This window comes from Sulfitobacter sp. 1A12779, from assembly GCF_043557315.1.
In the GTDB taxonomy this organism is placed as follows: Bacteria; Pseudomonadota; Alphaproteobacteria; order Rhodobacterales; family Rhodobacteraceae; genus Sulfitobacter; species Sulfitobacter faviae.
In genome coordinates this window covers 1-18411 of record NZ_JBIFFU010000015.1, presented here as the reverse complement: position 1 = coordinate 18411, position 18411 = coordinate 1, and the positions used below count along the sequence as shown (strand labels likewise).

Sequence of the window (18411 nt, the reverse complement as noted above, 5' to 3'; positions counted from 1 at the left end):
GGTGGCATGACGGCATTTTTCCAATCCGAATTCTTCTACAACTACCGCCGCAGTTCCTCGGCGATGATCGGTAGCGCGCTGATGGCATTCTTTGCCCTCGCGGTGCTGCTTGGCCCCTTCCTCGTGGCGCAAGACCCTTATGACATCGCGGCGCTGAACCTGATGGACAGCTACAAGCCGCCCGTCTGGCTCGAAGGGGGTGACCCGCAGTTCTGGCTCGGCACCGACGGGCAGGGGCGTGACGTCTGGGCTTCGATCCTCTATGGCGCGCGGATCTCGCTCTTCATCGGGCTGGTGGCGATGGTGGCCTCATGCGTCATCGGCACACTTCTGGGCCTGATCGCCGGGTTCTACGGCGGCATTGTCGACAGCGTCATCATGCGCATCGCCGACATCCAGCTTTCCTTCCCCTCAATTCTGATCGCGCTGTTCTTGATGTCCGCCGTGGGCACCGGTATCGACAAGGTGCTGATCGCGCTGACGGCCGTGGGCTGGGTGGTCTATGCCCGCACCGTGCGCGGCTCGACCCTGTCGGAGATCGAGAAGGAATACGTGCAGGCGGCCAAAGTCGCGGGGCTGCCAAACCACAAGATCATCCGCAAACATGTGCTGCCCAACGTGCTGACACCGCTCATCGTCATCGCGACCATTCAGGTCGGCACCTTCGTGCTGATCGAGGCGTCGCTGTCGTTCCTCGGGGTCGGCGTGCCGATCACCCAGCCGTCGCTGGGGCTGCTGATCAAGAACGGTTTCGACGTGCTGTTCTCCGGCCTGTGGTGGACCAGCGTCTTTCCCGGCGTGGCGATCATGATGCTGGTCTTTGGCATCAACCTCTTTGGCGATTTCCTGCGCGACGAACTGAACCCGAGGCTGAAATGATGCGCGACACGGTACAGCAAAAACTACTCGAGGTCCGAGACCTCAGGACCCATTTCCACACTTTCGCGGGCACGGTGAAAGCCGTGAACGGCGTCAGCTTCGATATCGCGGCAGGCGAGGTCATGGGTCTCGTGGGCGAAAGCGGCGGCGGCAAGTCGGTCGTCGGCTTCTCGATCCTCGGGCTGATCGACAGCCCTGGCAAGATCGAGGGCGGGGAGATCCTGCTCGACGGCGAAGACCTCGTGAAGGCCGGGGAGACGCGGCTGCGCGAGATCCGGGGGCGCGACATCTCGATGGTGTTCCAAGACCCGATGACTTCGCTCAACCCGCTGCATACGGTGGGCCGCCAGATGGATGAAGTGTTGCGCCTGCACAGCGACTTGGACGCCGAAGCGCGTCACGCGGCCTGCGTGGAGATGCTGGAGAGCGTCGGCATCAGCCGCGCGGCGGAGCGGCTCAAGGCCTATCCGCACCAGTTCTCGGGCGGGATGCGCCAGCGCGTGGTGATCGCCATCGCACTTCTGGCGCGGCCGCGGTTGATCATCGCTGATGAGCCGACGACGGCGCTCGACGTGACAATCCAGAGCCAGATCCTGAAACTGATGCGCCGCCAGATCGCCGAGAAGGGTGCCTCGATGATCCTCGTCACCCACGACCTCGCCGTGGTTTCCGAGATGGCCGACCACATCACCGTGCTCTATTGCGGCAATGTGGTGGAGCGTGGCCGCACCCGCAAGTTGATTGAGGCCCCGGCGCATCCCTATACCCGCGGGCTGATCGACAGCATCCCGGACCTCTGCAACAGGCACGAACGGCTCAAACAGATCCCCGGCACCGTGCCAGATATTCGCAATCTGCCCCAGGGCTGCAACTTCCGCGACCGCTGCCCGCGCGCGCAGGCCCTTTGTGCGGAGATTGAACCCGATCTGATGCCACAGCGCGGCTCGCTATCGGCGGCCTGTCACTTTCCTCTCAGCCCCGGAGACACCGCATGACCGATGCCCCTGCACCAATGCTCGACGTGCGCGACCTTGAGATGCATTTTTCCTTGGGCGGTTCCGTCCTCGACCGACTGCGTTTTGGCAAGAAGGGCCCTCGGATTGACAAGCCTGTTGTCCGCGCTGTCAACGGGGTGAACTTCAGCATTGAACGCGGTGAGATCATGGCGCTGGTGGGCGAAAGCGGCTGTGGCAAGTCCACCGTCGCCAAGACCATCGCGCGCATCTACAAACCCACGGGCGGCGAATTGCGCATTGATGGTGAGGACGTGGCCGAGCATGACTTCGCGCAGATGTTGCCCGTCCGCGCAAAGATGCAGATGATCTTCCAGGACCCCTATGCCTCGCTCAACCCGCGCCAGAAGGTGCGCGATATCGTGGCGGAGCCGTTGCTGCAGCAGACCAAGAGTGCCGCCGAACGGCGCGAGGTGCCCGAAAAGATCGAGGCGCTTCTGGCGAAGGTTGGCCTGAATGCCGAACACGCCGGGCGCTATCCGCACCAATTCTCCGGCGGCCAGCGTCAGCGCATCGGCATCGCACGGGCGCTTTCGGTCACCCCGGGGCTGATCGTCGCGGATGAGCCAGTCTCGGCGCTGGATGTGTCGATCCAAGCGCAGATCCTCAACCTGATGAAAGACCTGCGCGACGAGTTCGCTCTCGCCTATCTCTTCATCAGCCATGATCTCTCGGTCGTGCACCACATCGCCGACAAGATCGGCGTGATGTACCTCGGTTTCATGGTCGAGAACGCCCCGCGCGACGTGCTGTTCTCGCGCCCGCGTCATCCCTACACACGCGCCCTTCTCTCGGCTGCACCCAGCATCAAGGAAAAGCGGGATAAAGAGGAAATCGAGCTTACGGGCGAGGTGCCCTCGGCGCTCTCGTTGCCCTCGGGCTGCTGTTTCCGTACCCGCTGCCCCTTCGCCTGGGACCGCTGCGCGGCTGAACGGCCCGCCCTGCGCGATGTCGGCGACGGCCAGAGCGTTGCCTGCCACTTGATTGATGAACCGGAAAGGGATGTCTCATGACCCTGATCGCACAAGCTCGGCTGGGCCTTCACGACCCGCATGACTGCACCGACGCCAATGATGAGTTGACGGTGCTGCACGCGATCTACGACACGCTGGTGAAACGCGACGGGCAGGGGTTCGCCCCCGCGCTGGCGCGGGACTGGGAGGTGTCGGAGGACGCAGCCGTCTGGACCTTCGACCTGCAACCGGGCGTGACCTTCCACGACGGCACTCCCTGCGACGCGGAGGCGGTGGCCGCCTCGCTCAATCGCATGGCGCGGGAGGACAAGGGCTATACCTTGGGCGCGCCGGCGGTATGGCGGCAGTTTCTGGGCGGGGCCAAGTTGGAGGTTCTGACCCCGACGCGGCTTCGCGTCACGCTGACCGCGCCGATGGCCGATCTCCTAGACGTGCTGGAGCAAGGCTTCATCGTCGCACCCTCGGCTTTCCCGGCGCTCGACGCAGGCGATCATACTGCGCAGGTTGGCAGCGGGCCTTACCGGATTACAGAGATCACGCCAGAGCGCATCAGTGCCGAACGGGTGACGGGGCATTTCTCCGGCACCCCGGCGAACGAGACTGTCACATGGCTGCTGGAACCTGACGTGGCCAAACGTCAGGCGATGCTGGCGCGCGGCGAGGTGCAGGTCGCCAACGGCCTCGACTTCGCAGCCTCGCGCAGCCTCGGCGCGATGCGGCACGAGTTCCTCTCGCCCGTCGCGATCATCTACCTGCTGAATGCTGCGCGCGGCCCGCTGGCGGACGCCCGTGTCCGCCGGGCGCTGAACCTTGCGGTCGACCGCGAGGCCATCGTCGAGACCGTGATGCAGGGGGCCGCCCGCCCGCTGCGCGGCTTCGTCAGCCCGAACCATTTCGGGGCCGGGACGGGGCAAGGCGCGCAGATGGATCGCGACACCGCCCGCGCCCTGCTGGCGGAGGCGGGGCAAGGCGATGGCCTGACGCTCGACGTCGATTGCCCGACGCGCCTGCCGGACGAGGCCGAGCGGCTGACCGCCGCCCTCGGCGAACAGCTCAAGGAGGTGGGCATCACGCTCAATGTGCATATCCACCCCGAGCGCGAAGACTATGCCCACATGGTCCGTCGCAAGGAAATCCGCGACCTCTGCGTCTTCGATTCAAGCCCGATGAGCACCTACCGCGTGCTCTACGAGAAGATCGACAGCCGCGTGGCAGGTTCTTGGTGGCAGGGCTATGCCAACCCGAAGATCGAGGCGCTGATCGACCGCGGCCGCGTAATCCCCGACCGCGCCGCGCGCGCGCAGGTCTGGCAGGAGGCCTACGGCCTGCTGCAGGAGGATCCGGCGTGGCTCACGCTCTACAATCCGCTGCGGGTGATCGGCATCGCGGGGGAGCATCCCGATTTCACCATGCCCGCCGACGGGGTGATCGACGTGACGCAGCTGCCGCATTTGCCGGAGGTGGCCCATGCTGGCTGACACGCTTCTGACTGGCGGCACCGTCATCACCATGGACCCCGCCCGCCGGGTGATCGAAGCGGGGGCCGTGGCGGTCCAAGGCGGCAAGATCGTGGCCATCGGCAGCGCTTCGGAGCTGACCGAACAGGTCGAAGCCACGGAGATCATCGATTGCACCGGCCATGTCATCTTTCCGGGGCTCGTGGATGTGCATGCCCACGCCGGCCATGGTCTGATCAAGACCATGGGCATGCACGCAGGCGATCGTTGGGAGGCGATCTGTGGCGAGGTCTATACACAGATCTCCCCCCCCGATTTCTGGCGCGCGGAAGCGCGGCTTGCCGCCCTCGAGCGGCTGCGTTTCGGCGTGACCACCGGCGTGTCGCTTTTGGGCGGCGGCGACACGATCATGCGCAGCGACGATCCGGCCTATGCCGCGGCGCATTGCGAAGGCGTGCTGGAGGTCGGCACCCGCAGCGTCGTGGCCGCCGGTCCCACCCGCGCGCCGCATCCGCTGACCTATGCAGATTGGGAGACCGGCGAACGGCGCCCCTATCCGGTAAGCTTCGAGCAGCAGTTCGACACCGCGAAAGCCGTGGCCGAGGACTGGCACGACACCCACGGAGGCCGGATCAACATCGCCATGCTCTACCCCGTGCTGCGCGACGAGCATGAGCGCGACATGGCCCCGGAAGATTACGCCGCCGCCTGCGCGCAGACCCAAGCCGTGCAGGCCCACGCCCGCGACAAGGGGCTGGTCTTTACCCAGGACGGCCACTGGCGCGGCTCGATCCGGCGGGCCAAAGAACTGGGGACACTGGGGCCGAACGCGCTGCTGTCGCATTGCATCGACTTGCACGACGATGAGATGATCGCCGTCGCCGAAACAGGCACCAAGATCGCGCATAACCCTTCGGCCAATGCCTCGATCTCGGGGCGTTGCCCGGCGGTCGAGATGATGGAGATGGGTGTCTGCGTCGGTCTCGGCTCGGACGCCACCGCGCCGGACCGCTCGGGCGACATGTTCCGACACATGCAGCAGGCGATGCATTACCACCGCCGCCATTTCCGTGACGCCGATGTGCTGCCGATCGGCAAGGTGTTGGCGATGTGCACCATCGACGGGGCGCGCGCTCTCGGGATGGAAGACCGCATCGGCTCGCTTGAGGTCGGCAAAGAGGCCGATATCGTGACCATGGACCTTTCCCGACCGCATCTGCAGCCGGGCAACATGGCGGTGCACCGGCTGGTCTGCTTTGCCAACGGCAACGACGTGAGCAACGTGATGGTGGGCGGCGAGATGGTGCTGCGCAACGCCCGTGCGACACGGCTCGACGAGGGCGCGGCGCTGCGCGAAGCGGTCACGCAGGCCGACCTGATGATCGATCGCCTCGGTAGCGCGCCGGACCTCGATTTGCCCGCGAATTTCTGGGGCAGCACCCCCCACGGCACGGAAGGCCAGCCATGACCATCTACATCATAAACCCCAACAGCAGCCAGCATGTGACCGACGGCATCGACCGCGCCGTCGACCCGATGCGCGCGGCCTCCCCGGTACCGATCGTGGCGCGGACCCTGGCCGAAGGCCCCCCGGGGATCGAGACGCAGGCCCATGTCGACGGTGTCGTCGGCCCAATGCTGGCGCATTGCACGGCGCTCGAAGATCAGGCCAGCGCCTTTGTCGTCGCCTGTTTCTCGGACCCCGGTCTGCCGGCGCTGCGCGAACAATCGGACCGCCCGGTGCTGGGCATCGCGGAGACGGCGGTGCTAACGGCGATGACGCTGGGCCAGCGTTTCGGCATCATCTCGATCCTGCGCCGCTCGATCCCGCGGCACATGCGCTACCTCGGCGCCATGGGGGTGATGGATCGGCTCGCGGGCGACGAACCGCTGGAGCTTGGCGTGCTGGAACTGGCCGATGAGACCCGCACCTTCGAGCGGCTGAAGACCGTCGGTACCTCGCTGCGCGATGGCGCGGGGGCGGATGTGTTGATCCTCGGCTGCGCCGGGATGACCGCCTTTCGCGGTGAGCTTGAAACAACCCTCGGCGTGCCCGTCATCGAGCCATGTCAGGCGGCCACCGCCATGGCGATCGGCCGGGTCGCCTTGCAACAGACAAGATAGGAGAGAACATGTCCGCACTCACAGCAGAGGCGAAAGGCGTCTTCGTCATCGCCGTGACCCCTTTTCACCCCGATGGCCGCATCGACATGGAAAGCTGCGACCGCATGGTCGACTTCTATCTCGACGTGGGGGTCACGGGCCTGACGGTCCTGGGGATGATGGGCGAGGCCCCGAAGCTGACGGTCGAGGAATCGCAAGAGGTCGTCGCCCGCATCCTGAAACGCGTCGATGGCCGGGTGCCGGTGGTGGTGGGCGTCTCCGCCCCCGGTTTCGCGCAGATCGACACGCTGACGCGGGCAGTGATGGAGCTTGGTGCCGCAGGTGTCATGGTGGCCCCGCCCGGGAGCCTGCGTACCGACGATCAGATCGTGAATTACTACCGGCAGGTGGCCGAAGTGTTGGGCGACGTGCCCTTCGTGCTGCAGGATTTCCCGCTCGTCACCGGCGTGCAGATCGCGCCCAAGGTGATCGCACGGATTGTCAACGAACTGCCCACCTGCGTCTGTTTGAAACATGAAGATTGGCCGGGGCTTGAGAAGATCTCCGCCCTGCGCGCCGAAGGCATGTTGGAGCGCCCGCTCTCGATCCTTTGCGGCAACGGCGGGCTGTTCTTGCCCGAGGAGATGGGTCGCGGCGCCGATGGCGCGATGACCGGTTTCGCCTACCCGGAAATGATGGTGCAGGTGGTCGATCTGTGCAGCCGCGGCGAGCTGACCCGCGCGCAGGAAATCTTCGACGCCTACCTCCCGCTGGCACGTTTCGAGCAGCAGCCGGGGCTGGGTTTGGCAATCCGCAAATACACGCTCGCGAAACGCGGAATTATTGCCCATGACGCGCAGCGCCGCCCCGGTGCTGCGCTGAGCGAGGCCACCCGCGCCGAGGTCGACCGGCTGATCGCGCGACAGGAAAAACGATTGAAGGAATTGAACTGATGGATCTCGAACTGAGCGGCAAACGCGCGGTTGTGCTGGGGGCCAGCCGTGGCCTCGGCATGGCGATTGCCAAGTCTCTGGCCTCTGAGGGCGCCGCCGTCTTTGCCGCCGCGCGCAGCCGCGACAAGATCGCCGACTGGGCGCAAGGCATGGAAAACGTCCACCCCGTTGAATGCGACCTGTCGGACCTTGCCCAGGTCGACGCACTGGCAGACCAGCTTCAGTCGGACGGTGGTGCGGATATCATCGTCAACAACGGCGGCGGCCCGCCCCCGGGGATGGCTCAGGCGGCCGAGCGCGGCCAGTGGCTTGCGCATTTCGAGGCGATGGCGGCGAACCTCTTTCACCTCAACACGCGGCTCCTGCCTGAGATGAAGGCACGTGGCTGGGGCCGGATCATCTCGATCACCTCCTCGGGCGTGGAGCAGCCCATTCCGAACCTCGCGCTCAGCAACGGCATCCGCTCGGCGGTGGTGGGTTGGTCGAAGACATTGGCAAACGAGGTCGCGGGTGACGGCATTACCGTCAACGTGGTGATGCCGGGGCGCATCCACACGCAGCGGGTGGACGAGTTGGACGCCGCCGCGGCCAAACGCACCGATAGCGACGTGGCCATGGTGGCCGCCAGGTCCCGCGCCACGATCCCGGCGGGCCGCTACGGCAAACCGGAAGAATTTGCCGATGTAGTCACCTTCCTCGCCTCGGTGCGGGCAGGCTACGTCACCGGGTCGCGCATCCGCATTGACGGCGGCGCGATCAAAGGGATTTGATCGGGATCAATCAACGAGATCAAAGCGCCAAGAAGTGCTTGGGTCGCAATGGTCGCTATATCAAGGGTGCCCTCCCGAGGCCTGTTTGCATCAAAAGGGGCCTGTCTAGCGCGCGCAGCGGTACGCCATCGCGCTAGACAGGCCGCCGTCAAGATCTCACTACTTGCGCGCGTAAACGTTCTCGTGGCGAATGATGTCATCCTCACCTAGGTAGGACCCGGTCTGTACTTCAATCCGTCATGTTGACCGAAGCGGACCATCGAAGAAACGCACCTGCAAATCAACCGCGGCGCGCGATTGAGGAGCGTAGGCTTACTTCAACGTGGCAAGATAGCTGCCATAGTCATTCTTAGTGAACATCTCGGCGCGCTCTGCGAGGGCTTCTTCGCTGATCCAACCTTTTTTAAAGGCGATCTCTTCCAGACAACCGGTTTGCAAACCCTGTCGTTCGGTCAACGTACGGACAAAATTTCCCGCGTCCAACAGGCTGCCATGGGTGCCGGTATCCAGCCAAGCATAGCCGCGCCCCATGCGTTCGACCTGCAGTTTGCCCGCCTGTAGATACATCTCAAGCAGCGAAGTGATCTCCAATTCGCCGCGCGCCGATGGCTGAACCTCCGCTGCATGTTTTGGGGCATCGCCGTCAAGGAAATAGAGACCCGTCACAGCGTACTTCGAGGGCGGGACATCGGGTTTTTCGATGATCTCTCGGGCTATGCCATTAGCGTCAAAGCCAACGACCCCGTAACGTTTTGGGTCAGAGACGTGATAGCCAAACACAGTGCCCCCTCCGATGCGCGCATCTGCGGAGGCCAGCATGTCAGGCAGCCCGTGGCCGAAAAAGATGTTATCGCCGAGCACCATTGCAGAAGGCGCACCGGCCAGAAAGTCTTCAGCCAGCAGATAGGCTTGTGCTAAACCGTCGGGGCTCTCCTGCACAATGTAGGTCAGATTGATCCCCCACTGGCTGCCATCGCCGAGCGTTCGGATGAATTGCTCTTGATCCTGCGGCGTAGTGATCATGGCGATGTCACGGATGCCCCCGAGCATGAGAACCGACAGGGGGTAGTAAATCATGGGCTTGTCGTAGATCGGCAGGAGTTGCTTCGAAATTCCCATAGTGATCGGGTAGAGCCTTGTACCAGACCCTCCAGCGAGAATGATACCTTTGCGTTTGCTCATGATCGGCCTCCAAGGTCTTTAAGTATATCTGTAGGCGGCTCACGCCGGTCCGAGCGTGGGATGCCGAAAACGGGCTGTGTGGTGCAACAATGCGGACAAGACTTTAGCGACCTTTGGGCGGGGCCGAGTGATCGGAAGCGAGGGTTCCCGTTTCCATGCAATCCAACCCCGCCTCCCCGAAAATTCCTCGAGCGAAATCGACCCAGCTGACATCCGGTGCGCCGGAGAAATGATCGGTGCTGCTTTTTGGCCGGATTGTCTATCGACTGCCGCGCAATGGTATCACGGGCCGCCGCAATCTCGGCAGCGCCGGTGGGGCGGCCAATCTGGTCGGCGATAATGTTTAGGGCTTCTCGCTCTGCCCCGGGACGCGGGGCCTGAGAATGCAACCCACGTACTGCCCCCATGGCGGCAGAGAGGGAATGATTGTCCTGCACGAAATCTAAAGCGATTCCATGTTCCGCCAGTATCTTGCGGTTCCAGCTGTCTGAAAAGAACCCTCGTGCAGCCCCGAATTTTGCGGGCTTCAAAATGGGAGTTCCTGGCACGCCGGTTTGGATAACTTCCACAATAGCGTTCCCCTTGACGACTTCTCGTTGTTTCCTAGCAAGCACCATAGTTCTTGTCAGATGATACAACCATAATCGTCGCCAAGTAGCATCTGCTAACGCAACAGTTCCCAGTTAGCCCCGCAGCGCAGGCAAACCCACGCCCGTGGCGTCGAACCCGCCGTCGGATGCAACGACCTGCCCAGTCACATAGCTTGCCCGGTCGCTTGCAAGGAAACATATGACGTTCGCGATTTCGCGCTCGGAGCCGTAGCGGTTGAGGGGGATCGCGTCGTGATAGGCCGCGCGTATCTCCTGCGAGTGGACGGGAAGCGCGAGTTTCGTTTCCACCGGTCCGGGGCAGACGCAGTTCGCGCGGATCCCGACTTCGCCAAGCTCTGCCGCTTGCTGTTTGGTCAGATGGATCACTGCTGCTTTGGACGTGCCATAGGCGATCCGCAGCGTCGAGGCGCGCAACCCGGAGATCGAGGCGATGTTCACGATGGCCCCGCCCCGGGTCGAGAGGAGCGGAAGGCAGGCTTGGGACATCAGAAACACGCCGTCGAGGTTGGTCTCCATCACGCGTCGCCAGCGGGCAAAATCAGTCTCGGCCAAGGGGCCGAAATCGGCGACGCCTGCATTGTTGACCAGAATGTCGAGGCGCCCGAAGGTTTGCTCCACCTCCGCGACGGCCTGCGCGACTTGTTGTGGGATTGAAACGTCGCAAGTTATGGCAAGTGCGCCGGAGAGGGTGGCCGCGGCTTCCGCCAGTTCTTCCGCATCGCGGTCGAGCATGACGACGCGACGGCCTTCGGCGTGGAAAAGCGCGGCGGTGGCAAGGCCGATGCCGCGGGCGGCACCGGTGATCAGGGCAACGGTATCGTTCATTTCAGAACCTCGGGCAGGAAGAGGGAGAGGGCAGGGACCGCCGCCACGATGGCAAGGCCGAATATGCTGATCGCGAGAAACGGCAAGGCGGCGCGGGCAATATGCTCCAAAGGTTGGCGGGTGATGTTCGCGGCGACGTAGAGGTTGATCCCGACGGGCGGGGTGATGAGACCGATGGCGAGGTTCACCATCACCAGCACGCCGAACCAAACCGGATCCCAGCCAAGTTCGCGCACGACCGGCAGGAAGATCGGGAGAGAGATGAACATCACCGTCACCGGGTCCATGAACATGCCTGCGATCAGGAGGATCAGCATGATGACCACCAAGATCACCCCGCCATTGTCCGACAGGCCGAGCAGTTGGTCGGAGTATTGGCCGACGAGGTCTTCGACCGTCACAACCCACCCGAATAGGCTGGCATAGGCGACCACCAACATGACGACGGCGGAGGAAGAGGCGGCCTCGGTCAGGGCGTCATAGAGGGCGCGGATGGTGAGCGTGCGATAGGCAAAAGCGCCCACGGCAATGGCATAGACGGTGGCGACGAGGGCGGCTTCGGTCGGGGTGAAGATGCCGGAGTAGATGCCGCCGAGGATGACGACTGGGGTCATCAGTCCCCAGAAGGACTCGCGAAAGCTCTGCTCGAGATCGTGCCAATAGCCTTGGCTGGGCGGTGCGGGTGAAAGCTTGTCCAACTCCGCCCGGTCAGACGATTTAATGAAGGGTAGAATGATCAGCATCAGCACGCCCATGAAGAGGCCCGGGATGATCGCTGCGATAAACAGTGCGGAGATCGATGTTTCGGCAATGACGCCATAGATTACGAGGCCGATGGAGGGGGGGATGACGATGGAGAAGGCCGCGCCCGTGCAAACCAAAGCGGCGGCGGCAGCACGGGGGTAGCCGTCTTCTTGCATGCCTTTGATGATCATCGGGCCGATGGCCGCGACGGAAGCCGGGCCCGAGCCTGACACCGCGCCCCAGAACAGGCAGACCACGGTGCCAACGACACCCATGCCGCCGGGCAGGTTGCCGATGAGGATACGGAAAAAGCGGATCATCCGCTCGGCGATGCCCAGGGTGCCCATCAACGTCCCGGCGAGGATGAAGAAGGGGATGGCGAGCAGGGCGTATTTCGCGATGCCGGTGGCGATGAGATCGCCTGCGAGGTCAAAGCCGAAGCCGATTTGCCACATGGCGTACATGGCCGAGAGGCCGAGCGCGAAGGCCACGGGCACGCGCAGCGCCATCAGCAGGAAAAAGGCGACGATCATCTGGGTGCCGGCACCTATGCTGGAGATATCAAACACTGGTTTAAGCTCGCGGTTCTTGGCGCGTCGCGCGCCACATTTCTGCGGCATGTTGCAGGTAGCGGATGATGATCAGTGCAAAACCGAAGGGCAGGCCGATCTGATACCACCACGCAGGCACACCGAGCGCATAGCTGCGGATGCCGCTGCCGATCTGGTTCATCAATGTGGCCCAAGAAAACCATGCGGAAGCTGCCAGAAGCAGAACCGAAAGGATCACCGAGAGCATAAATACGGCGCGGGCCGCAGGGCGGGGCAGGAAATCCTGAACGATCGTGACGGCCAAATGCTGCCCCCGCCGTGCGGCGATCGCGGCGCCAAAGACGGTCAGCAGGAGAAAGCCGTTGGTCAGCAGCTCTTCCGAGGCGGCGAAGGAATAATGTGTGGCATAGCGGACCACGACATTGATGAAACCGATCAGCGTCATGCCAAGAAACAGCACGGCGCAGACGATCTTTTCAAACTCGTTCAGCAGAAATCGCATGGCTCCGACCCTCCCGGATCGGCGCGGCCCCAGTGCGGGGCCGCGCCTAGGCTTTAGTTCGCGGGTGTCGCGGCAATGGCGTCCTGGAAGCTACCGACGATGTCGGTGCCCACTTTGGCGGCCCAAGTGTCGAAGGCGGGTTTTGTCGCTTCGCGGAAGGCGGCCAGTTCCTCTTCGGACGGCTCGTAAACCTCCATCCCTTTGTCACGCAGGAAGGCGACGCCTTCGGCGGTGCCTTCACGGGTGATTTCGCGCTGATATTGCATGGCTTCGGTCGCGGCGGCGCGCATCTGCTCTTGGGTCGCCTCGTCCAGATCACCCCAGACTTCGGTCGAGACACCAAGGAAGATTGGGTCATAGGAGTAGTGCCAAGTAGTCAGATGTTTTTGCACCTCGAAAACCTGCTGGGGAATGATCACGGCCCCAATCGGGTTTTCCTGCCCATCAACGACGCCCTGCTGAAGTGCGGTCATCGTCTCACCCCATTGCATCTGCTGGGGGTTGGCGCCGAGCGCGTTCATCACGTCGATATACATCGGTCCGGCGACGCGCATGTTGAGACCCTTCATGTCTTCGGGGGTCTTAATCGGGCGGACGTTGTTGGTGACTTCGCGAAAGCCGTTCTCACCCCAAGCCAGCACTTCGATGCCCTTTTCGCGCAGGATGTCTTCGAGCAGTTTCGCCGGTTCGCCTTGGGTGGTCGCGTCTACCTGATCGTAGTTGGCATAGAGATAGGGCAGCGAGAACACGGCCATCTCGGGCACCAAGGGGGTCACGTTGATCGCCGAGGTGACGACGAGGTCAAGCGCCCCGCGGCCCACCATCTCGGCCTGTTTCATCTGGTCGCCGCCAGAGAGCTGCGCATTGGGGAAGACGCGCACGTCATAGGCTCCATCGGTTTTCTCGGACAGAAGTTCGCCGAATTTCTCTGCCCCTTTGTGCCAAGTCGTGGTGTCGCCGGTGTTATGCGACAGACGCAGCGTGTCGGCACTGGCCGCGCTGGAAAAGACGGCGGTTGCAAAAATTGCGGCGAAACCCGCCTTTGAAATCATTTTCATAATAGTTCCTCCCTCATTGAGGCATAATGTGGAACAGAGTTCGGCGGTTCGGGCAAGATATTTCTTGCATTCAATGCGGGAATGCGCAGTTCTTTGTGTCGAAACCCCGGAACCCAGACGCAAGAGGTCCACATTATGAACGGTGGAGATCAGGCGACCCCCGCCAGCGGCAGTCAAGCGGTAGACCGTGCCTTGGCGCTTTTGCAGATCACCGGGCGCGAGGCCGGGCGGGGTATGTCTTTGTCCGGGTTGATTGAGGCTTCGGGGCTGGGCAAGCCCACGGTCCGCCGGTTGATGCTTGCGCTGATTCGGCGCGGTCTTGTGGAGCAGGACAGCGCCACGCGGCTCTATTTTCTGGGGGAGGAAAGCTATGTTCTCGGCACCCTCGCGACCCCGCGCCATGGGCTGTTGGAGATTGCAGCGGATGCGGCTGTCCGGCTAGCGCAGGCGAGCGGCGACACGGCCTTCGTCAACATGCGGCGCGGCTCGGCTGCGGTTTGCCTGCACCGCGAAGACGGGGCTTTCCCGATCCGGACCCATGCGCTTGAGACTGGCGCGCAGCACCCTTTGGGCATTGGCGCAGGCTCGCTGGCGATGCTTAGTGCGCTGCCGGATGCGGAGGTCGAAATGGTGCTCAAAGACAACGTAGAACGGATGGCCAGCGATTACCCGGATTACGACGCCGATCTTTTGCGCAGCGATGTGGCGCGGACCCGCGAGCGGGGGTTTGCCTTGAACCCTGGGCGAATCGTGCCGGGCAGTTGGGGCATCGGCGTGGCCCTTTGTCGCCCTGACGGTTCCGTCGCGGGCGCCATGTCGATCGCCGCGATCGAAAGCCGAATGCTGCCGCCGCGTGATGGTGAGTTGGCGGAATTGTTGAAGCGCGAAGCGCGGGAAATTGAAATTCGGTTGGCGCGCAGGATGCCGCAGCCGGTACTGGAGGAGGATGAATGATGACGGACCCCTATATCGTGGGCTGGGCCCATAGCGCCTTTGGTAAAAGCGACGCGCTCGATACCGAAGCGCTCATGGCTGAGGTCACGGGACCGGCCTTGGCCCATGCCAGCGTGCCAGCGGAGGATGTCGACGGTATCTTTGTCGGGGTCTTCAACAATGGCTTCTCGGATCAAGATTTTCAGGGGGCGCTCGTCGGCATGGGGAATCAGGCTTTGGCCCGCGTCCCCGCCACGCGCTATGAGAATGCCTGCGCGACCGGCTCCGCCGCATTGCATGGGGCGATGGATTTCATCGCCAGTGGCCGTGGCAAGATTGCCTTGGTCGTCGGGGCCGAAAAGATGACCGCAACGCCGGGGGCGGAGGTGGGGGACATCCTGCTCGGTGCCTCTTACCGGGCGGAGGAAGCGGGCGTTGGCGGTAGTTTTGCCGGGCTTTTTGGGCAGATCGCGGGCAACTATTTCCAGCGCTATGGTGACCAATCCGAAGCGCTGGCGATGATCGCCGCGAAGAACCACCACAACGGAATGCAAAATCCCTTTGCCCATATGCAGCGGGATTTCGATGTGGCCTTTTGCAACACCGTGTCCGAGAAGAACCCCCTAGTGGCTGGCCCCCTGCGGCGCACGGATTGTTCGCTGGTGTCTGACGGGGCGGCGGCGATGGTTGTGGCCGCGCCCGAAGTGGCGGCCCAGTTGCAGCGCGCCATCCGTTTCCGCGCGCGCAGCCATACCAACGAACCGTTGGCACTGTCGCGGAGGGACATCACCCGTTTCGATGGGGCGCGGCGGGCGTGGGAGCAGACATTCGCGGCGAGTGGCCTGACGCTAGATGACCTGAGCCTTGTGGAAACTCACGACTGTTTCACCGTGGCGGAACTGTTGGAATACGAGGCGATGGGTTTGACGGAACCGGGTCAAGGAAGACGCGCCATTCGCGAGGGCTGGACCGCCAAGGACGGGCGTCTGCCGGTGAACCCCTCGGGCGGGTTGAAGTCGAAGGGCCATCCGATTGGGGCCACGGGCGTGTCGATGCACGTCATGGCGGCGATGCAGTTGATGGGCGAGGCGGGCGGCATGCAGATCCCCGATGCCGAGCTTGCCGGGGTGTTTAACATGGGCGGGGCGGCGGTTGCCTCCTATGCCTCGATCCTTGAGCGGGTGGCGTGATGCAGCCTATCTCTACCCGCGTCATGAACCTCTCGCAGTTTTTGGCAGACTCCGCGCGGCGTCAGCCTGAGGAGATCGGGCTGGTCTGGGGCGAAGACACTTGGGCTTGGTCCGAGTTGGAAGCCCGCTCCACCGCTTTTGCCGCCGCCCTGCGCGATCGTTACGGCATGCGCAAGGGCGACCGGTTGCTGGTGCAATCCGCGAACTGCAACCAGATGTTCGAAGCGGCCTTTGCCTGCTGGAAGCTCGGCTGCGTTTGGGTGCCCGCCAATTTTCGCCAAACGCCGGAAGAGGTCGCCTGGCTCGCCATGTCTTCGGGGGCCAAAGGTCTGTTGGCGGGGGCCGAGTTCGCCGCCCATATCGCATCCTGCGAGGGTGTCGATTTCACCGTCACGATCGGCGGGGCGGGAGAGGACGATTACGACACGCTTGTGGCGGAGTTCGCGAAGGTGCCGGTTGCCGTGACCGCGGTGGATCGCGACGATCCCGCGTGGTTCTTCTTTACCTCGGGCACCACCGGAAAGCCGAAGGCAGCGGTGCTCACGCATGGCCAGTTAGCTTTTGTGATCACCAACCATCTGTGCGATCTGATGCCTGGCACTGGGCCGGATGATGCCTCCATTGTGGTTGCGCCGCTGTCTCACGGTGCGGGCATCCATCAGTTGACACAGGTGGCCCATGGGGTGAAAACCATTCTCCACGGCGGGACGAAGTTCGACCCCGCTGAGGTTTGGCGCTTGGTCTCCAAATGGCGCGTCACCAATGCCTTTACCGTGCCAACGATCGTGAAGATGCTGGTCGAACATCCTTCGGTTCACGAACACGACCACTCCAGCCTGCGCTACATGATCTATGCCGGGGCGCCGATGTACCGCGCCGACCAAATCCGTGCGATCGAGGTTCTGGGCCCTGTTCTGGTGCAGTATTTCGGCTTGGGTGAGGTGACGGGAAATATCACCGTGTTGCCGCCCGCGCAGCACTCTGTCGATGATGCCGTGATGCGGATCGGTACCTGCGGCTTTGCCCGGACGGGGATGCAGGTTCAGGTGCAGGATGCCGAGGGGAAAGAGGTCGCGGCGGGCGAGACTGGTGAGGTTGCCGTGATCGGTCCGGCGGTATTTGCGGGCTACCACAACAACCCCGAGGCCAATGCCAAAGCCTTTCGCGACGGCTGGTTCCTGACCGGTGATCTTGGGCATATGGACGCCGAAGGGTTTCTTTATCTCACCGACCGGGCGTCGGACATGTATATTTCAGGCGGGTCCAACATCTACCCACGAGAGATCGAGGAGAAAATCCTGCAGCACCCGGCAATCAGCGAATGCGCCGTACTGGGAATGCCGGACCCGACATGGGGCGAGGTCGGGATCGCGGTTTGCGTCGCCGAGGGTGCCGCGCCTGAGGCCGATGCGTTGCTGGCGTGGCTGGGGGATAAGGTGCCGCGCTACAAAATGCCTAAAACTGTGGTCTTCTGGGATGAGATGCCGAAATCGGGCTATGGCAAGATCACCAAGAAGTTAATCCGCGCCGAACTGGCCGAACGTGGCGCGCTTGCGGATGTCTGAGACACGAATGGTGCAACACCCCGGTCCGACAGAGGCTGCGCGTGTCAGTGCGCTGCCCTGCCGGGCGACGCGCCGCCGGGTGACCTTGTCTGCGGGGGCGACGCTTTTTGAGGCGATGACGGAAGCGGCGGATGGCGCGGGCGCGTGGTTCGACCTGACTGATCTGCCTGTCGAAAAGCTCACCTTCGTGCGCCCCGCACCCTCGCCGGATGATCGGCATGTGGCGTGGTACAGCGCGGAGAGGGAGTTGCGAGATGCCGTAATCGAACGGGCCGGTGCGCATCTGGGGCGGCGGGATGGTGCGGCATTCGCGCATATTCACGGGATGTGGCGGGCGGAGGATGGAACCTGCCACGCGGGGCATCTCTTGGCGGAGAAGACAGTCCTGTCGGCAGATTACACCGTGGATGTTTGGCTGCTCGAAGGGGCCATGCTCGAAACCGTGCCGGATGCCGAGACGGAGTTCACCCTCTTTCGGCCCGTCGCTACAGGGCCGGTGCACAACCCGAACGCTGTGCTTGGAGCGATCCGGCCCAACGAAGTGATCGAAGACGGCCTAGAGAAATGCGCGGCGGTTTCTGGTTTGTTTGTCAGCGCGGTGAAAGGGCTGGGGAGTTTCGTCGGCACGCAACTGCAGGGGCAGCCAGCATTGATGGATATTGCGACCGAAGTACTTTTGTTCGGGGAAAATGGACGTTGTGCGATTTCCGTAGGGCTTGAGGGGCCGCCGGTGAGGGGGGAACTTGCAGCGCGTGCTAACCGGGTCTGCGTGACCTTCGAGGTGCTTTTGCTGTCGCAGGTTAAGTGAGCACTTTCGCCGAAATGAAAATGCAGGCCGCGTGGTCGTCGCGGCAAGCAGGCAAAGGTCAACTGCGCGAAGCGGTCATTCTGTCGCGAGAAAGCCGATGATGTAGCCTAGAAACTAAACTCATTTCTCAAGCTGTTCGACCTCAACAAACTCAATGGGCGTATACGCTTGCTCAATTTACCCCGGCTCCACGATCACTGCGCGGATCCCGCCAATCGGGATTGCCAACTTGTTTGCGGTGCGGCGCTTGGTTAGGCGGTAGGTATGAATATACCATCCTCGATGCAGCGCCT

General features: G+C 63.0%; 18 protein-coding genes and 1 pseudogene. 12 read left to right on the top strand and 7 right to left on the bottom strand.

Features of this window, described 5'->3' with window-relative positions:
• Positions 1-6: 6 nt before the first annotated feature.
• From ACGYLQ_RS15460 to ACGYLQ_RS15425, 8 genes are read left to right on the top strand one after another with little or no spacing between them, the layout of a single operon-like run.
• Complete coding sequence (locus tag ACGYLQ_RS15460; RefSeq protein ID WP_394443709.1) at positions 7-879, top strand: ABC transporter permease; 873 nt, start codon at positions 7-9, stop codon at positions 877-879.
• On the top strand, positions 879-1874 hold the full coding sequence (locus tag ACGYLQ_RS15455) for an ABC transporter ATP-binding protein (protein WP_394443708.1): 996 nt from the start codon (positions 879-881) through the stop codon (positions 1872-1874). The genes ACGYLQ_RS15460 and ACGYLQ_RS15455 overlap by 1 nt, the downstream gene beginning before the upstream one ends.
• Entirely contained in the window at positions 1871-2905 is a 1035-nt protein-coding gene (locus tag ACGYLQ_RS15450; protein ID WP_394443707.1) for an ABC transporter ATP-binding protein, read from the top strand. Before ACGYLQ_RS15455 ends, ACGYLQ_RS15450 begins: the two co-directional genes overlap by 4 nt.
• Positions 2902-4344, top strand: a complete 1443-nt coding sequence (locus ACGYLQ_RS15445; protein WP_394443706.1) for an ABC transporter substrate-binding protein — start codon at positions 2902-2904, stop codon at positions 4342-4344. The genes ACGYLQ_RS15450 and ACGYLQ_RS15445 overlap by 4 nt, the downstream gene beginning before the upstream one ends.
• Positions 4334-5791 carry an amidohydrolase family protein gene (locus ACGYLQ_RS15440; RefSeq protein ID WP_394443705.1) on the top strand — a complete coding sequence of 486 codons (1458 nt, stop codon included), beginning with the start codon at positions 4334-4336 and terminating at the stop codon, positions 5789-5791. Before ACGYLQ_RS15445 ends, ACGYLQ_RS15440 begins: the two co-directional genes overlap by 11 nt.
• Complete coding sequence (locus tag ACGYLQ_RS15435; RefSeq protein WP_394443704.1) at positions 5788-6447, top strand: aspartate/glutamate racemase family protein; 660 nt, start codon at positions 5788-5790, stop codon at positions 6445-6447. Before ACGYLQ_RS15440 ends, ACGYLQ_RS15435 begins: the two co-directional genes overlap by 4 nt.
• A gap of 8 nt (positions 6448-6455) precedes the next feature.
• Complete coding sequence (locus ACGYLQ_RS15430) at positions 6456-7379, top strand: dihydrodipicolinate synthase family protein (protein ID WP_394443703.1); 924 nt, start codon at positions 6456-6458, stop codon at positions 7377-7379.
• Positions 7379-8149: an SDR family oxidoreductase gene (locus tag ACGYLQ_RS15425; protein ID WP_394443702.1), complete on the top strand. Its 771-nt coding sequence runs from the start codon at positions 7379-7381 to the stop codon at positions 8147-8149. The genes ACGYLQ_RS15430 and ACGYLQ_RS15425 overlap by 1 nt, the downstream gene beginning before the upstream one ends.
• Positions 8150-8308: 159 nt before the next feature.
• Here ACGYLQ_RS15425 and ACGYLQ_RS15420 read toward each other — a convergent pair.
• The 7 genes and pseudogenes from ACGYLQ_RS15420 to ACGYLQ_RS15390 form a co-directional block, all read right to left on the bottom strand.
• Positions 8309-8383 (bottom strand): annotated as a pseudogene (locus ACGYLQ_RS15420) (hypothetical protein); the annotation flags it as partial.
• Between the two features lie 78 nt (positions 8384-8461).
• Positions 8462-9331, bottom strand: coding sequence for a glucose-1-phosphate thymidylyltransferase RfbA (gene rfbA / locus ACGYLQ_RS15415; protein ID WP_394403528.1), 870 nt, complete (start codon positions 9329-9331; stop codon positions 8462-8464).
• The gene (locus ACGYLQ_RS15410; protein ID WP_394443766.1) at positions 9328-9948 is read right to left on the bottom strand and encodes a dTDP-4-dehydrorhamnose 3,5-epimerase family protein; all 621 of its coding nucleotides are present in this window, start codon (positions 9946-9948) and stop codon (positions 9328-9330) included. Before ACGYLQ_RS15410 ends, rfbA begins: the two co-directional genes overlap by 4 nt.
• 66 nt (positions 9949-10014) lie before the next feature.
• Positions 10015-10767: an SDR family NAD(P)-dependent oxidoreductase gene (locus ACGYLQ_RS15405; RefSeq protein ID WP_394443701.1), complete on the bottom strand. Its 753-nt coding sequence runs from the start codon at positions 10765-10767 to the stop codon at positions 10015-10017.
• Positions 10764-12080, bottom strand: coding sequence for a TRAP transporter large permease (locus ACGYLQ_RS15400; protein WP_394443700.1), 1317 nt, complete (start codon positions 12078-12080; stop codon positions 10764-10766). The genes ACGYLQ_RS15405 and ACGYLQ_RS15400 overlap by 4 nt, the downstream gene beginning before the upstream one ends.
• A 4-nt stretch (positions 12081-12084) precedes the next feature.
• Positions 12085-12564, bottom strand: coding sequence for a TRAP transporter small permease (locus ACGYLQ_RS15395; protein WP_394441951.1), 480 nt, complete (start codon positions 12562-12564; stop codon positions 12085-12087).
• Positions 12565-12617: 53 nt separating this feature from the next.
• Positions 12618-13622, bottom strand: coding sequence for a DctP family TRAP transporter solute-binding subunit (locus ACGYLQ_RS15390; protein WP_394443699.1), 1005 nt, complete (start codon positions 13620-13622; stop codon positions 12618-12620).
• 135 nt (positions 13623-13757) lie between these two features.
• Here ACGYLQ_RS15390 and ACGYLQ_RS15385 point away from each other — a divergent pair, with 135 nt between their 5' ends.
• The 4 genes from ACGYLQ_RS15385 to ACGYLQ_RS15370 are packed head-to-tail and all read left to right on the top strand — an operon-like array spanning position 13758 to position 18118.
• Positions 13758-14576 (top strand): IclR family transcriptional regulator, encoded by an 819-nt coding sequence (locus ACGYLQ_RS15385; RefSeq protein ID WP_394443698.1) that lies wholly within the window; start codon positions 13758-13760, stop codon positions 14574-14576.
• Positions 14576-15745, top strand: coding sequence for an acetyl-CoA acetyltransferase (locus tag ACGYLQ_RS15380; RefSeq protein ID WP_394443765.1), 1170 nt, complete (start codon positions 14576-14578; stop codon positions 15743-15745). The genes ACGYLQ_RS15385 and ACGYLQ_RS15380 overlap by 1 nt, the downstream gene beginning before the upstream one ends.
• On the top strand, positions 15745-17310 hold the full coding sequence (locus ACGYLQ_RS15375; protein WP_394443697.1) for an acyl-CoA synthetase: 1566 nt from the start codon (positions 15745-15747) through the stop codon (positions 17308-17310). Before ACGYLQ_RS15380 ends, ACGYLQ_RS15375 begins: the two co-directional genes overlap by 1 nt.
• Positions 17303-18118, top strand: coding sequence for a hypothetical protein (locus ACGYLQ_RS15370; RefSeq protein ID WP_394443696.1), 816 nt, complete (start codon positions 17303-17305; stop codon positions 18116-18118). Before ACGYLQ_RS15375 ends, ACGYLQ_RS15370 begins: the two co-directional genes overlap by 8 nt.
• Positions 18119-18411 lie beyond the last annotated feature (293 nt).

Excerpts from the sequence above, each read along its gene's own strand:
- ACGYLQ_RS15460 (WP_394443709.1), top strand. The coding sequence starts at position 7 with ATGACGGCATTTTTCCAATCCGAATTCTTCTACAACTACCGCCGCAGT.
- ACGYLQ_RS15455 (WP_394443708.1), top strand. The coding sequence starts at position 879 with ATGCGCGACACGGTACAGCAAAAACTACTCGAGGTCCGAGACCTCAGG.
- ACGYLQ_RS15450 (WP_394443707.1), top strand. The coding sequence starts at position 1,871 with ATGACCGATGCCCCTGCACCAATGCTCGACGTGCGCGACCTTGAGATG.
- ACGYLQ_RS15445 (WP_394443706.1), top strand. The coding sequence starts at position 2,902 with ATGACCCTGATCGCACAAGCTCGGCTGGGCCTTCACGACCCGCATGAC.
- ACGYLQ_RS15440 (WP_394443705.1), top strand. The coding sequence starts at position 4,334 with ATGCTGGCTGACACGCTTCTGACTGGCGGCACCGTCATCACCATGGAC.
- ACGYLQ_RS15435 (WP_394443704.1), top strand. The coding sequence starts at position 5,788 with ATGACCATCTACATCATAAACCCCAACAGCAGCCAGCATGTGACCGAC.
- ACGYLQ_RS15430 (WP_394443703.1), top strand. The coding sequence starts at position 6,456 with ATGTCCGCACTCACAGCAGAGGCGAAAGGCGTCTTCGTCATCGCCGTG.
- ACGYLQ_RS15425 (WP_394443702.1), top strand. The coding sequence starts at position 7,379 with ATGGATCTCGAACTGAGCGGCAAACGCGCGGTTGTGCTGGGGGCCAGC.
- rfbA (WP_394403528.1), bottom strand. The coding sequence starts at position 9,331 with ATGAGCAAACGCAAAGGTATCATTCTCGCTGGAGGGTCTGGTACAAGG.
- ACGYLQ_RS15410 (WP_394443766.1), bottom strand. The coding sequence starts at position 9,948 with ATGGTGCTTGCTAGGAAACAACGAGAAGTCGTCAAGGGGAACGCTATT.
- ACGYLQ_RS15405 (WP_394443701.1), bottom strand. The coding sequence starts at position 10,767 with ATGAACGATACCGTTGCCCTGATCACCGGTGCCGCCCGCGGCATCGGC.
- ACGYLQ_RS15395 (WP_394441951.1), bottom strand. The coding sequence starts at position 12,564 with ATGCGATTTCTGCTGAACGAGTTTGAAAAGATCGTCTGCGCCGTGCTG.
- ACGYLQ_RS15390 (WP_394443699.1), bottom strand. The coding sequence starts at position 13,622 with ATGAAAATGATTTCAAAGGCGGGTTTCGCCGCAATTTTTGCAACCGCC.
- ACGYLQ_RS15385 (WP_394443698.1), top strand. The coding sequence starts at position 13,758 with ATGAACGGTGGAGATCAGGCGACCCCCGCCAGCGGCAGTCAAGCGGTA.
- ACGYLQ_RS15380 (WP_394443765.1), top strand. The coding sequence starts at position 14,576 with ATGACGGACCCCTATATCGTGGGCTGGGCCCATAGCGCCTTTGGTAAA.
- ACGYLQ_RS15375 (WP_394443697.1), top strand. The coding sequence starts at position 15,745 with ATGCAGCCTATCTCTACCCGCGTCATGAACCTCTCGCAGTTTTTGGCA.
- ACGYLQ_RS15370 (WP_394443696.1), top strand. The coding sequence starts at position 17,303 with ATGTCTGAGACACGAATGGTGCAACACCCCGGTCCGACAGAGGCTGCG.